Annotated in this window: 14 protein-coding genes; 13 read left to right on the top strand and 1 reads right to left on the bottom strand. The window is 52.5% G+C overall.

The window, feature by feature from the left end:
- The first annotated feature begins 22 nt into the window (after nucleotides 1-22).
- From rpmF to ACO6VE_RS04175, 11 genes are all read left to right on the top strand, one after another.
- The gene (rpmF, locus tag ACO6VE_RS04225) at nucleotides 23-205 is read left to right on the top strand and encodes a 50S ribosomal protein L32 (protein WP_209276529.1); all 183 of its coding nucleotides are present in this window, start codon (nucleotides 23-25) and stop codon (nucleotides 203-205) included.
- Nucleotides 206-213: 8 nt separating this feature from the next.
- Nucleotides 214-1248 (top strand): phosphate acyltransferase PlsX, encoded by a 1035-nt coding sequence (gene plsX / locus ACO6VE_RS04220; protein ID WP_422459997.1) that lies wholly within the window; start codon nucleotides 214-216, stop codon nucleotides 1246-1248.
- 573 nt (nucleotides 1249-1821) lie between these two features.
- The gene (gene fabD, locus ACO6VE_RS04215) at nucleotides 1822-2760 is read left to right on the top strand and encodes an ACP S-malonyltransferase (protein ID WP_422448795.1); all 939 of its coding nucleotides are present in this window, start codon (nucleotides 1822-1824) and stop codon (nucleotides 2758-2760) included.
- Between the two features lie 14 nt (nucleotides 2761-2774).
- Nucleotides 2775-3557 (top strand): 3-oxoacyl-ACP reductase FabG, encoded by a 783-nt coding sequence (gene fabG / locus ACO6VE_RS04210; protein ID WP_422459871.1) that lies wholly within the window; start codon nucleotides 2775-2777, stop codon nucleotides 3555-3557.
- 212 nt (nucleotides 3558-3769) lie between these two features.
- Nucleotides 3770-4003: an acyl carrier protein gene (gene acpP / locus ACO6VE_RS04205; RefSeq protein ID WP_020582918.1), complete on the top strand. Its 234-nt coding sequence runs from the start codon at nucleotides 3770-3772 to the stop codon at nucleotides 4001-4003.
- A gap of 529 nt (nucleotides 4004-4532) precedes the next feature.
- Nucleotides 4533-5774, top strand: a complete 1242-nt coding sequence (fabF, locus tag ACO6VE_RS04200) for a beta-ketoacyl-ACP synthase II (protein ID WP_422459995.1) — start codon at nucleotides 4533-4535, stop codon at nucleotides 5772-5774.
- Nucleotides 5775-5798: 24 nt separating this feature from the next.
- Complete coding sequence (gene pabC, locus ACO6VE_RS04195) at nucleotides 5799-6623, top strand: aminodeoxychorismate lyase (RefSeq protein ID WP_422459869.1); 825 nt, start codon at nucleotides 5799-5801, stop codon at nucleotides 6621-6623.
- The gene (mltG, locus tag ACO6VE_RS04190; protein ID WP_422459867.1) at nucleotides 6616-7671 is read left to right on the top strand and encodes an endolytic transglycosylase MltG; all 1056 of its coding nucleotides are present in this window, start codon (nucleotides 6616-6618) and stop codon (nucleotides 7669-7671) included. The genes pabC and mltG overlap by 8 nt, the downstream gene beginning before the upstream one ends.
- A 29-nt stretch (nucleotides 7672-7700) precedes the next feature.
- Nucleotides 7701-8342, top strand: a complete 642-nt coding sequence (gene tmk / locus ACO6VE_RS04185) for a dTMP kinase (RefSeq protein ID WP_422459865.1) — start codon at nucleotides 7701-7703, stop codon at nucleotides 8340-8342.
- A 30-nt stretch (nucleotides 8343-8372) separates the two neighbouring features.
- Entirely contained in the window at nucleotides 8373-9392 is a 1020-nt protein-coding gene (locus ACO6VE_RS04180; protein ID WP_422459863.1) for a DNA polymerase III subunit delta', read from the top strand.
- 55 nt (nucleotides 9393-9447) lie between these two features.
- A complete protein-coding gene (locus ACO6VE_RS04175; protein WP_422448782.1) occupies nucleotides 9448-9789 on the top strand; it encodes a PilZ domain-containing protein in 342 nt (113 codons plus the stop codon).
- Nucleotides 9790-9830: 41 nt separating this feature from the next.
- Here ACO6VE_RS04175 and ACO6VE_RS04170 read toward each other — a convergent pair whose 3' ends face one another.
- Nucleotides 9831-9959: a hypothetical protein gene (locus ACO6VE_RS04170; protein ID WP_422448780.1), complete on the bottom strand. Its 129-nt coding sequence runs from the start codon at nucleotides 9957-9959 to the stop codon at nucleotides 9831-9833.
- 87 nt (nucleotides 9960-10046) lie between these two features.
- Here ACO6VE_RS04170 and ACO6VE_RS04165 point away from each other — a divergent pair, with 87 nt between their 5' ends.
- Nucleotides 10047-10829 carry a TatD family hydrolase gene (locus tag ACO6VE_RS04165; RefSeq protein ID WP_422448778.1) on the top strand — a complete coding sequence of 261 codons (783 nt, stop codon included), beginning with the start codon at nucleotides 10047-10049 and terminating at the stop codon, nucleotides 10827-10829.
- 891 nt (nucleotides 10830-11720) lie between these two features.
- Nucleotides 11721-13058 carry a Na(+)-translocating NADH-quinone reductase subunit A gene (locus tag ACO6VE_RS04160; RefSeq protein WP_422448776.1) on the top strand — a complete coding sequence of 446 codons (1338 nt, stop codon included), beginning with the start codon at nucleotides 11721-11723 and terminating at the stop codon, nucleotides 13056-13058.
- Nucleotides 13059-13061 lie beyond the last annotated feature (3 nt).

Below are 13061 nucleotides of genomic sequence, written 5' to 3'. Positions count from 1 at the left end.
AAGAATTTAGGAGAGTTGACACATGGCTGTTCAGCAAAACCGTAAAACCCGTTCCAAGCGTGACATGCGCCGTTCCCACGACAGTCTGACTGCTTCTCAGCTGTCTGTTGATGCGACTTCCGGCGAAACTCATCGTCGTCATCACATGACCGCTGACGGCTTCTACCGTGGCCGCAAAGTGCTTGAAGGTAAAGTCGGCGAGTGAGTCGTTGTATGCCAGGATGGTCAGCAGCTCCAGGACGGAGAATAGCGCTTGATGTTATGAGCGGGGACGAAAGTCCCCGTTCTCGTATCCGGGCTGCCCTCCGAGCCCTGGATGCTTATCCGGATCTTCATCTTTCCCTGGTAGGTGATCAGCAACTGATTACCGGTCACCTCTCTTCTATTGCTTTCGATCAGTCCCGCCTTACGGTTATTCATGCTGGTAAGACCATTGGCATGGATGAAAAACCCTCTTTTGCCCTGAGATCCAAAGAGGATAGCTCCATGTGGGTTGCCCTTGAGCAGGTGGCTGATGGCCATGCGGCTGCCTGCGTCAGCTCGGGGAATACGGGGGCTCTGATGGCCATGGGGCGATTTGCCCTGAAGACCTTTGTGGGTATTGATCGTCCCGCCATTGCCGGAGCTATTCCCTGTGCGGGTGGCAGTGTTCTGCTGCTGGATATGGGGGCCAATGTTGACTGTCCAGCCAATAGTCTTTATCAGTTTGCTGTGATGGGGTCTTTGCTGGCCGCTACTGTCAGGGGTATCAATGCTCCGAGGGTGGGGTTGCTGAACGTCGGCACTGAGGATATCAAAGGGAATGAACAGGTAAAGCTGGCAAATCGGCTGTTGAAAGAAGATGGTCGTTTGAACTACATCGGCTATATCGAAGGGAATGATGTGTTTGCCGGTGGCGCGGATGTGGTGGTCTGCGACGGTTTTGTTGGCAATATTGCCCTGAAAACCGGAGAGGGGGTTGCCGGTTTAATCCGTGACAGCCTGGTTGCCGCTTTTCAGCAGACGCTTTGGCGTCGGTTTCTCTCTCTGCTGATTGCGCCGGTCATGCGCAAAATCTATAAAAGCATTGATCCGGTAGTATACAACGGTGCCAGTTTTCTCGGGCTGCAGGGGATTGTGGTCAAAAGTCACGGTCACTCCGATGAAGAAGGTTTTTTTCGGGCTATCGGCGAGGCCGTCAGGGAAGTGGATAGTGATGTTCCCGGGCGGTTGGCAGAAGAGATAGAATTAATGCTGGGAGAGGGGTAAAGGTTAATGATGATTGAAAGCCATCCCTGGAAGATATGATCCGAAATAGCAGGTGAGCGTACATTACCGGCCCCGGAATAACAACAGGGCTACTGCCTCAAAAACAGACTGTTGGTTTTCCGGGTCTGGTAGCTGGTCTCTTGCCTCGGTTAAACAGGTTGTATTTTTCGCTGATCGTTTCTGAGTGAATGTTCCGGAAAAATAAGTTGCCCTGCATAGATCATTGTGACTGCCTTACTGAACTTATTGCCAAGGCTTTACCGTTAATAATGATCAATTGCAACTCCAGGTCAGAGATTGCACGGGATTTGCAGGTAATGGTATCTATAATATTTTGTGTTAATTATTCTGTGCTTATAATCATTTTTGGTTCTTTTTTGTTATTGGAAACATAAATTTACTTACCTTGTTGTCTATTTTTCCTATAATTGCCCCGGTTTTTTATTGGGAAGCGTATCTGGTCTTTGGGCTGACTGCATTAATCGGTGCGGTTGTACCGAGAGGTTCGCTTCGTATTCAATTGAATTTCAGGCCTCTCGGTAACAGGAGAGCCAAGCGAAAGAGCGGGTTGCAATGACGGATAAGCTTGCTTTTGTCTTTCCAGGACAAGGGTCCCAACAAGTTGGCATGATCGCTGACTATCTTTCAGAGCCAGTGGTGCGGGCAACGTTTGCTGAAGCCACCGGGGGGCTTGGTTTTGATCTCCTGAACATGGTTTCTGAGGGGCCTGCTGAGGCGCTGAATCAGACGGAGAATACCCAGCCTGCATTGCTGGTATCCAGTGTGGCTCTCTGGCGTCTCTGGTGTGAGCGTCAGGGCGAAGCGCCGTCGATGATGGCCGGGCACAGCCTGGGTGAATATTCGGCCCTGGTGTGTGCCGGTGCGATGAATTTTGCCGATGCCGTCAGTCTGGTTCGTCTGCGTGGACTGTTTATGCAGGAGGCGGTTGCCTCCGGTGCAGGAGCCATGGCTGCTATTATTGGCCTTGATGATGCAGATGTGGTTGCTGCCTGTGAGAAAGCGGCAGGTGATGAAGTGGTCGAGGCGGTCAATTTCAATGCCCCCGGTCAGGTGGTGATTGCCGGTCAGGTTGCCGCAGTTAAACGTGTCATTGAGTCTGCCAAAGCAGCGGGTGCCAAAAGGGCGATTGAGCTGCCAGTCAGTGTTCCTTCTCATTGTGCCTTGATGAAGCCTGCTGCAGAGCGCCTGCAAAAAGCGTTGGACGGTATTGAGTTGATCGAGCCGGTGATTCCGGTGGTGCAGAATGTCTCTGCCAGTGTCTGTTCTGACCCGGCTCAGCTTAAGGCGAATCTGGTGGCTCAGCTGTACAGTCCGGTTCGCTGGGTTGAGTCTGTGGAAACCATGATGGCCGCTGGTGTTGGCCGGTTTGCTGAATGCGGCCCCGGTAAAGTGCTGGCTGGACTGAATAAACGTATTGCACGACGTGCGCCCATTGCTACGCTGGAGTCTGCTGACGCTATGGCTCAGATGCTGGCAGAAGCTAACCAATAAGGAACAGGCGGGAAATGACTGCTGAAAGAGAGCTGGAACAGTCCATTGCAGGAGATGGTTTGAAGGGGAAGGTTGCCCTGGTTACCGGTGCCAGTCGTGGTATTGGTAAAGCCATAGCATTTGCCCTGGGGAAAGCCGGAGCCATCGTGATTGGCACGGCAACGTCTGAGTCCGGTGCGGCGGCCATTACTGACGCTTTGCAGGCGGAAGGTATTCAAGGTCAGGGCATGGCCCTGAACGTAACCTCAGCGGATGAATGTCAGGCAGTGCTCAAGGCGGTCAGTGCAGAATATGGCGCACCGTTGATTCTGATCAACAATGCCGGCATTACCCGTGATAATATCCTGATGCGCATGAAGGAGGAGGAGTGGGATGACGTTATTGATACTAATCTCAGTTCCATCTTCCGGATGAGTAAGGCTGTCCTGCGTGGCATGACTAAAGCTCGCTGGGGGCGGATAGTGAATATCAGCTCTGTCGTTGGTTCCATGGGTAACCAGGGGCAGGCAAATTATGCGGCAGCCAAGGCCGGTATTGAAGGCTTCACCAGGGCGATGGCCCGTGAAGTCGGTTCAAGAAGCATTACCGTGAACACCGTTGCTCCGGGCTTTATCGAAACCGATATGACCAGGGCGCTGCCTGAAGAGCAGCAGTCCTTCCTGCTTGGCCAGATTCCCCTGGCCCGGTTGGGGCAGCCGGAAGAAATTGCCGCTGCTGTTGCATTTCTGGTCAGTGAGCCTGCCGGGTATATCACTGGTGAGACCTTGCATGTCAATGGCGGCATGTACATGAATTAATCCTCCTTGGCCGGAACCTGTAGTAATGAGCAGGGCGAGGCAAGCCCTGTTCTAATGGGTTGGGTTTTGGGGTTTTGTTAAATCTGTTGTCAATTTGCGTGGATGGTCACCGGTTTTCCATGAACTGGCTTGAAATTCCCATAATTGACCATATACACTAGTTCACCTGTAGCCTCAGGCTGCACCGAATATCGATAGGAGCACAACAAGGTATGAGCACCATTGAAGAGCGCGTTAAGAAGATTGTTTGCGAACAGCTTGGCGTGAAGGAAGACGAAGTCACTAACAGTGCGTCATTCGTAGAGGATCTTGGCGCGGACTCTCTGGATACTGTTGAGTTGGTGATGGCGTTGGAAGAGGAATTCGAAACCGAGATTCCTGATGAAGAGGCTGAGAAAATCACCACTGTTCAGGAAGCAATTGACTACGTTGTTGCACACTCCTGATTCTGCCTTGATTTGCACAACTGTATCTTTGTGACACGCTTTCCCGATACATATTCTCTAGCGAAAGTATCCCCAAAGTATGTCACTCGAAAGCCGCACGACGATGGTCTGCGGCTTTTGTTGTTTATGGCAGTCTGCTGGCTATCGCGGTAAAAGCTGGCTGGGTGATGACATTAAGTAGTTGGCCAAATGGAATCGTATATTTCTGGCTAAGTGGGCAGTTACTATGCAAGGCACAACGAAGGGAGCATAGCCTTAGCTATGTGACCGGAGTTGTAACGCCGCACGACTGCATGGATGCAGGAGCTAGAGCAACGCAGGAGCAGTTGCCGGGAGTGACTGACCACTTAGTCAGAAAATATGATTTCATTTGGTTAACTACTTATCATCGTGTTGTTGTCGTTTTTTCATAGTCAGGCTACTGTGGCGGTGCTTTGATGTGAATGACGGTTCATTAAATCTATACGACAGGTCAGCAGGAGAGTCAGTCTTGTCGGAAGAAAAAAATACAGAACGATTGTCGCAGCGAATGCGTAGAAGGGTTGTTGTAACAGGCATGGGGGCAATAACCCCGGTGGGCAATAATGTCCATGACAGCTGGTCTGCCCTGTTAGCGGGGCGCAGTGGTATTGAGGCGATCTCCCACCTTGATACGGAAGGTTTCAGTGTATCTATCTGTGGAGCGGTCAAAGGTTTTGATCCTGACGGTGTTATCGATAAGAAAGATGCCCGTAAAATGGATGTCTTTATTCAATACGGTGTGGCTGCTGCTGCCGAGGCCATGGCTGACGCCGGTCTGGTGATTGATGATCACCGTGCATACCGATATGGTGTGGCGATCGGCTCAGGTATCGGTGGTTTGACGTCTATTGAACAGAACCATTCCACGCTATTGAATAGCGGCCCGCGTCGAATATCCCCATTTTTTATTCCCGCTGCCATCGTCAATATGGCGGCGGGCTGGGTTTCCATGAAATACAATCTTCAGGGACCCAACTTTGCCACCTCTACAGCCTGCGCTACCGGCAGCCATGCCATTGCCCTTGCCGCGAGAACCATCGCTTATGGTGATGCCGATCTGATGGTGGCCGGCGGTGCCGAAAAAGGTTCGTCTGCGCTGGGTATGACCGGTTTTGCCGCAGCCCGTGCGCTCTCTACCCGTAACCATGAGCCTGAAAAAGCCAGCCGCCCGTGGGATGCGGATCGTGACGGTTTTGTCCTGGGCGATGGAGCCGGTATTCTGGTGCTGGAAGAGTACGAACATGCGGTTAAACGTGGTGCCAGGATATACGCTGAGCTCAGTGGTGTTGGCATGAGTGGTGATGCCTGGCATATGACGTCGCCGCCAGAAGATGGTCGTGGTGCTGCGCGTGCCATGATTTCAGCCCTTGAAGATGCCGGTCTGGCACCTGAAAATGTGTCGTATATTAATGCCCACGGCACGTCCACACCGGCAGGGGATGTGGCTGAAACACGGGCGATTCATCAGGTGTTTGGTGCCCACGCCGCGCGTTTGGCGGTCAGTTCCACCAAATCCATGACCGGTCATTTGCTGGGGGCTGCCGGGGCGGTGGAAGCGGTATTCAGTATCAAATCCCTGGTTGAAGGTGTGATTCCCCCGACCATCAATCTGGATCAGCCCGGCGAAGGCTGTGATCTTGATTATGTGCCGCACCATGCCAGGAAAATGCAGATAGATCATGTGCTCTCCAACTCTTTTGGCTTTGGTGGTACCAATGTAACCCTGGCATTTTCCAGATTAGACAGATAGGGCCGGTTAAAGAGGGGGTTCCGGGTGAGTGAGTATCCAGTCTGGGTGAATGGAGTACCTGAAAGTGTCCTGCCGGTTTCAGACCGTGGGCTGGCTTACGGGGATGGCTTATTTGAAACGGTTCGGGTTGCCGGTGGTAAGCCAACGCTGGCTGACTACCATTGGCGTCGTCTGCAACGCTCTTGCCAGCAGCTGGGTATTGCCGTGGATATTGAGCGATTGCTTGAGGAGGTGGGTGCCTTTCTGTTGGATAACCGGGCTGGTGACGGTGTGCTGAAGGTTATGATCACCCGGGGCAGCGGTGGGCGCGGCTATAATCCAGAGGGTTGTCTCTCTTCGCGTCGGATTCTGTCACTCCAGCCGCTGCCGTCAAGGTCCCGTGATCCCGGAGTGCATGGTGCACGGGTAAAGCTTTGTCAGATGCGTCTTGGGCGAAGTGACCTGGCAGGTCTGAAGCATCTGAATCGTCTGGAGCAGGTGCTGGCCAGAAGTGAATGGCAGGGCGATGCTTACGACGAAGGTCTGCTGTGTGATTTTGCGGGCAACCTGGTTGAAGGCACCATGAGTAATCTGTTTGTTGTGACCCATGAAGGTGACCTGGTGACTCCGGATCTGTCATTCCAAGGTGTGGCGGGGGTTTGTCGCGATTTTATCATTGAGTTTGCCCGTCATCGTGGGATGACGGTTAAAGAGCAGTCCGTACCCCGGGGGCTGGATGTTGCGGAAGTCTTTCTCTGCAACAGTGTCAACGGTGTCTGGCCTGTGATTGAATACGAGGGAAGGGAGTGGGAGATTGGCCCACTGACTGTCCAAATTCGAGATTGTGTACTGGAAGAATTCAATGCTTAGGAAGTTGCTGCTGACACTGTTCGGTGGTTTGCTGTTGGCTCTGTTTCTGGTCCTGGCAGGTCTTGTAGCTGGCTGGTATGGTCTGCGCTGGTATGGTGACCAGCAGGTGCCGGTAACCAGTGAAGCCGGGTTCGTCATTGTTACGGGCGACTCGCTGGGACGTGTGGTGCAGCGACTGGCGGCAGACCGGCTGATTCAATATCCTGATATGTTTAAGGTCTTTGCCCGGGTCAAGGGGGTTGCTGCGGACCTTCATGCCGGGGAATACCTGATTGCTCCCGGTACCACCTATCGGGAGCTGTTGCACAAGTTTGTTACTGGTGATGTTCGTTACTTCAGCGCGACCCTGGTGGAAGGCTGGACACTAAAAGAGTTGCTCGCAGACTTGAATAGCCACCCGAAACTGGCCGCTCCGGTAGAGCTGAACAAACTGCCAGCGGTGATGGGGGCGTTGCCCGGGGATGTACCGCAGACCGATAACCTGGAAGGGTTGTTCTATGCGGACACCTACAGCTTTGAAGCGGGGACGCCGGTGGCGTCAATTCTGCAAAGAGCCTATCAAAGGCTGCAATCCGTCCTTGCGGATGAGTGGGATCAAAAGGCCAAAAACCTGCCGTATAGATCCCCCTACGAAGCCTTGATTATGGCGTCGATTATTGAGAAAGAGACCGGTGTGCCATCCGAGCGGCCTGATATTGCCGGTGTCTTTATCCGACGTCTGGAAAAAAGGATGCGACTGCAGACCGATCCGACCGTTATCTACGGTATGGGTGATCGTTACCAGGGTGAATTGAATCGTCGTATGCTGCGGGAACGAACCGCCTATAACACCTATGTGATTCATGGTCTGCCGCCAACCCCGATTGCGACGGTTGGCCGTGAGGCCATTCAGGCGGCACTGAATCCGTCCAATGGGGAAACGCTTTATTTTGTTGCCCGTGGCGATGGTACTCACCACTTTTCCAAAACACTGGCTGAGCACAATCGCGCCGTCAGGAAGTATCAGATTACGGAACGGCGGAAAGATTATCGTTCTACGGTGCAATAGCAATACTGGCTACTGTTGAAATTGAGAGATTGATGGGTTTTTTTCTGACGATTGAAGGCTGTGAAGGTGCCGGTAAAACCACCGCCAAAGGGGTTGTTCTGCAATGGTTAAAGGTTAATGGCCATGATGTTGTTGAAACCCGGGAGCCAGGTGGCACGCCATTGGCTGAACAGCTGAGAAGCCTGGTGCTGGCCGAACACGAAGAGACGGTGACAGATACTACCGAACTGTTGATGGTCTTTGCCGCGCGCAGCCAGAACCTCAGTCAGCGTGTCGAACCTGCACTGGCTGAGGGCAAGGTGGTGGTTTGTGACCGGTTTACCGATGCAACTTATGCCTATCAGGGTGGTGGTCGTGGTATCGATGAGCAGCGTATCGCGGTACTGGAGCAGCTGGTGCAGGGAGATCGCAGGCCGGATATGACGTTGCTTCTGGATATTGAGCCGGAACTTGGCCTGGCAAGGGCGAAAGGTCGGGCTATGGAGCAGGGTGGGGCGCTGGATCGGATTGAGCAGGAAGCGATCGAGTTCTTTCACCGCGTTCGCACTGTCTATCTGGAAAGGGCTGAGCGTTTTCCCGATCAGTACGTTGTTATTGATGGCAGTCAGTCGATTCCGGAGGTTGAAGCACACATCATCAAGGCTTTGCAGCGTCGGCTGGGTAGTCAATAGCTCTACGGTCAAGGATAAGGGTTGGATTAATTGAGTTCTGAATCAACTGATATGGTGAGTAACTTCTTGTCAAAGCCGTTACCCTGGCACGGGGTTCAGTGGCAACCACTGGTTCAGCGAATGCAGGCAGGCCTGCTTTCCCATGCCCTGCTGTTGAAGGGGGTGCCCGGGGTGGGCAAGGGTTATTTTGCCAGGGCTATGGCCACTCGTGTGCTTTGTCATCAAAACAGTGGTGATTACGCCTGTGGTCATTGCAAGAGCTGTGAGCTGGTAAAGGCGGGAACTCATCCTGACCTGCTGGCGGTTCAGCCTGAGGCGACAGGCAAGCCAATCAAGATTGACCAGATTCGTCAGGTCAATGAGTTTGCCCGTAAAACCGCCCAGCAGGGGGGGCGCAGGGTCATCGTTATTAACCCGGCGGAAGCGATGAATGTTAATGCCGCCAATGCATTGCTGAAAAGTCTGGAAGAGCCCGGCGGTGATACTCTCTTTATTCTGGTCAGTGCCCGCTCCGGAGATATGTTGCCGACCATCCGCAGCCGTTGTCAGATGGTGTCTTTTACTGTGCCGGATACTGCGCAGGCAAAAGCCTGGTTGTCGGATCATATTGCCGATCCTCTGGTGGTGGATCAGTTGTTGAGCCTTTCATCAGGTTCGCCCATGACCGCCAGGGCAATGTTTGATCATGATACGCTGGCAGTTCGAGGACGTTTGTTCAATGCTATGCCCGAACTGTTTCGTGGGAATCTGACCCCTGTAGAAATGGCGAAAGAGTGGCATACGGGTAACCTGGTTGAACTGCTGGACTGGATGGGCAGCTGGCTGGATGATGCTGTAAAACTGAAACTGGCGGCCGATGAAAGCTGTGTTCGGAATCGTGATTTGATGAGAATGCTGGACTATATGGCTAAAAAAGTGGAAGCGGGTGATCTGCTGGTATTGCGCGATAAGATCATGCAACAGCGACAGCAATTGCTTGAGGGCGCTAACCTGAACAGTCAGATGTTGATGGAAGGTGTGTTCAGCGATTATCTTGAGCTGGTGATATAAATCGGGTTCTGAACCCGTTCAGAATTTGAATTCAGGAAAAAAGGAGAGGGCTGTCATGGGGAAAGGGATGCAGGGACTGATGTCTCTGACCATACGGGACACGGCATCACTCTATGAAGCGTATATGCCGTTTATCAGTGGCGGCGGGCTGTTTGTGCCAACTCACAAACATTACAACCTCGGGGATGACGTGTTTATTCGTCTGACGCTGATGGATGAGCCGGAGAAGATTCCTGTGCCGGGGAAGGTGGTTTGGGTGACGCCGATGGGAGCCCAGGGTGGCCGACAGGCAGGGATCGGTATTCAATTTAATGATCCGACTGACAGTGTCCGCAGTAAAATTGAGAAGCATATCGCCGGTGCCTTGTCGTCGAACCGCCATACCAACACAATGTGAGCGGTCTTTTGACAGTGTGCCCGAACCAGTCAGTGAAAAGGTTACGCTGCTCCAATGGCGACCCGGTCATCCTTAACTGACCGTGTGGGTTGCCTACACTTCCAGTTTCCGGAAATATCCGGTCTCTTTATTTCAGACATCCGGGCCAGCAGGCCTGGTAGCAGACTCATCAAAAAACCTCCTGACCCTGTGGCAGAAATTGGTTTTATGAAACCTGCGGTGCAAATTTGTCAGGGTTGAACTTTCAGGAGAGAAGAATGTTTATTGACTCCCATTGTCATCTCGACCGTCTGGATTTGAGTGCTTATGAGGGGAATCTTGACCTTGCAGTAGAGGCAGCCAGGGCGGCGGGTGTGGATCGTATGCTCTGTATTGGCATCGATCTGGCCAATGGTCCGGAAGTAGTATCACTGGCGGAGCGGTATGAGGATGTCTATGCCTCGGTTGGCGTTCATCCACTGGACTGCAAGGAGGTTGTGCCTGATATCGACGTTGTGCGCTCACTGGCCAACCATAAAAAAGTGGTTGCTATCGGTGAAACAGGGCTTGATTACTACTACGCCACCACCGAGGGGGCTCAGGCGGTTCAGCGGCAGTCCTTTATTAACCATCTTGAACTGGCCGCAGAACTGGTGTTGCCGGTGGTGGTGCATACCCGCGATGCCCGGGAAGATACTCTGGACTTTCTCCGTGAATACGGTTCCAGGGAGTCTGCCGGGGTGCTGCACTGCTTTACCGAGTCTCTGGAGATGGCAAAAGCGGCATTGGACCTGAATTACTACATTTCCATATCGGGTATTGTGACCTTTCGCAATGCATCTGCGTTGCGGGCGGTGGTTGACTATTTACCCATGGATCGTTTGCTGATTGAAACAGACTCTCCCTATCTGGCACCGGTCCCCCATCGGGGCAAGTCGAATGAGCCAAGGTTCGTTGCCGATGTGGCACGATTTATTGCTGAGCTGAAAGGAGTGACACCCGAGGAGCTTGGAGAAAAAACGTCTGACAATTTCTATCGGCTGTTCCGCCGGGCAGTCTGATTGGTAAGCAATGGTCGTGTAACCTAGTACATGGTTTCAATGAGTTTGACGGGATGTCATGCCTCCGCACTTCGTTCGTCCTGAGCCTGTCGAAGGGCGGAAACTCCGGACTCTGATAGATCGTGCCAAGCACCCTTCGACTCCGCTCAGGGTGAACGGAGATTATACACCTCAAACTCATTGAAACCATGTACTAGTGCTATAAAGGAAAAATTATGTATCAGGTTTTGCATGATTGAAGGGTAAGTTGGCCGAGAATTCTCGCTGTTTTCTCTGCCAGGGAAGAGCGAGAAAAACTCTGGCGATTAGGGTATTTGTTGGTTATTTCTTATAGGTATTGGTAAAAATATCCTCCCTGTCAGTATGGCATATCACCTCCAGTCTATTTATAATTGCGCCACCATTTTCATCGGTGATGTTGCGGATTTAGGCTCAGATACGGAATTTCCGATCATGCTTCAGCTAATTATAAAGAACACAAGTTCTACAATTACGATGCTTGTCTATCTGGATGCCCATCAGAATTCGGCTGATTTTCAGCGGAGTTTTTTCTGTGTCTGATCGGATTGCCAGATTGCTTTCCGGGAATAAAACTGCGCAGCAGTAACCTTGAAAAAGGGGGTTTGCTATCAGCTTCTGCTGCCTGACCCTGAAGCTTTAGGCCTCAGGGTTTTGCCTTGCCCGGCGTGTTTGCTCCCCCCTTTCTCAAGTTGCTTACTGACCATAATGTGCAGTGCCCCGGCCAGTGTTCTGGTTAGCGGGAGTTTTGTTTTTGTGTTTTTCGTCAGGGAAGACTCAATGACCATGGCTTCCATAATTCGTTACGACAGTTCCGGATCACCGGAGAGACGGGTTACTCCTGACCTCAACTTGATTGATTAGGCGAAAGGTATGATCAAAATCAAACAGGGGCTGGATCTCCCGATCTCAGGATCGCCTGAACAAAGTATCTCGGAAGGCAGGGCGGCGCGCTCTGTTGCCGTGATTGGCTTTGATTATGTAGGTATGAAACCTACGATGGCGGTTGCTGTGGGAGATCGAGTTAAGAAAGGGCAACTGCTCTTTACCGATAAAAAGACACCGGGTATCCGGTACACTGCATTGGCTGGCGGTACAGTTTCAGCAATTAACCGTGGTGAAAAACGGGTGTTGCAATCCGTGGTGATCGATGTCGATGGCCAGGAAGAAGAAGAGACCTTTACAGCCTTCAAACCTGAAGAGCTGGCGGGTCTGACCGCTGAACAGGTGGAAGCGCTGCTGAATGAATCCGGTCTCTGGACTGCCCTGCGCACCCGTCCGTTCAGCAAGGTACCCGTATTGGGAACCCGCCCGGCGTCGATCTTTATCACGGCGATTGATACTCACCCGCTGGCTGCCAATCCGGAAGTGGTGATCAGGGAACAGGCCGAGGCGTTTGAACAGGGTATCAATATCCTGGGTAAACTCAGTGGCGGCAAGATCTTCCTGTGCAAGGCTCCGGGTGCCAACATTCCTGCGGGCATTGCCAACAGTGAAGAGTTTGCAGGTCCCCATCCCGCAGGTCTGCCAGGTACACACATCCACTTTCTGGACCCGGTTTCTGCCACCAAAACGGTTTGGCAGGTGGGTTATCAGGATGTTATTGCCGTCGGTAAACTGTTTACCACCGGTAAGCTGTTCACGGATCGTGTTGTCTCTCTGGCAGGGCCTCAGGTTGACAAGCCACGCCTGGTTCGTACCCGCCTGGGTGCCTCTACCGATGAAATCACTGCCGGTGAACTGAAGCCTGCCACCAACCGTATTATTTCTGGATCGGTATTTGGCGGTCGCACTGCCAAAGGTCCATTTGCTTACCTGGGACGTTACCATAATCAGGTTTCCGTTCTGGAAGATAGTGACGAGCGTCTGTTCCTGGGCTGGGTCAACCCAACGGTGGATCGCTTCTCCATTCTGCGGGTTATGACCTCCGGCCTGAGCAAGAGCCGCCTGTTCAACTTCACCACAACGACAAACGGTGGTGAGCGTGCGATGGTACCCGTAGGCAACTACGAAAAGATGATGCCTCTGGATATCCTGGCGACTCAGCTGCTTCGTGCCATTATTGTCGGTGACACCGAGACCGCTCAGAAACTGGGTGCCCTTGAGCTGGAAGAGGAAGACCTGGCTCTCTGCACATTCGTTTGTGCGGGTAAGTATGAGTACGGCCCCCTGCTGCGTGACAACCTGACCCGTATTGAGCTGGAGGGGTAATCA

It is taken from the genome of Endozoicomonas sp. ALB115 (assembly GCF_049310245.1).
Classification (GTDB): domain Bacteria; phylum Pseudomonadota; class Gammaproteobacteria; order Pseudomonadales; family Endozoicomonadaceae; genus Endozoicomonas.
The sequence above is the reverse complement of the archived record's forward strand: the minus strand, read 5'-3'. Positions and strand labels throughout refer to the sequence as shown.

Bases quoted from the DNA above. Each gene is read 5' to 3' on its own strand.
- rpmF (WP_209276529.1), top strand. From the start codon at position 23: ATGGCTGTTCAGCAAAACCGTAAAACCCGTTCCAAGCGTGACATGCGC.
- plsX (WP_422459997.1), top strand. From the start codon at position 214: ATGCCAGGATGGTCAGCAGCTCCAGGACGGAGAATAGCGCTTGATGTT.
- fabD (WP_422448795.1), top strand. From the start codon at position 1,822: ATGACGGATAAGCTTGCTTTTGTCTTTCCAGGACAAGGGTCCCAACAA.
- fabG (WP_422459871.1), top strand. From the start codon at position 2,775: ATGACTGCTGAAAGAGAGCTGGAACAGTCCATTGCAGGAGATGGTTTG.
- acpP (WP_020582918.1), top strand. From the start codon at position 3,770: ATGAGCACCATTGAAGAGCGCGTTAAGAAGATTGTTTGCGAACAGCTT.
- fabF (WP_422459995.1), top strand. From the start codon at position 4,533: ATGCGTAGAAGGGTTGTTGTAACAGGCATGGGGGCAATAACCCCGGTG.
- mltG (WP_422459867.1), top strand. From the start codon at position 6,616: ATGCTTAGGAAGTTGCTGCTGACACTGTTCGGTGGTTTGCTGTTGGCT.
- ACO6VE_RS04175 (WP_422448782.1), top strand. From the start codon at position 9,448: ATGGGGAAAGGGATGCAGGGACTGATGTCTCTGACCATACGGGACACG.
- ACO6VE_RS04170 (WP_422448780.1), bottom strand. From the start codon at position 9,959: ATGAGTCTGCTACCAGGCCTGCTGGCCCGGATGTCTGAAATAAAGAGA.
- ACO6VE_RS04165 (WP_422448778.1), top strand. From the start codon at position 10,047: ATGTTTATTGACTCCCATTGTCATCTCGACCGTCTGGATTTGAGTGCT.
- ACO6VE_RS04160 (WP_422448776.1), top strand. From the start codon at position 11,721: ATGATCAAAATCAAACAGGGGCTGGATCTCCCGATCTCAGGATCGCCT.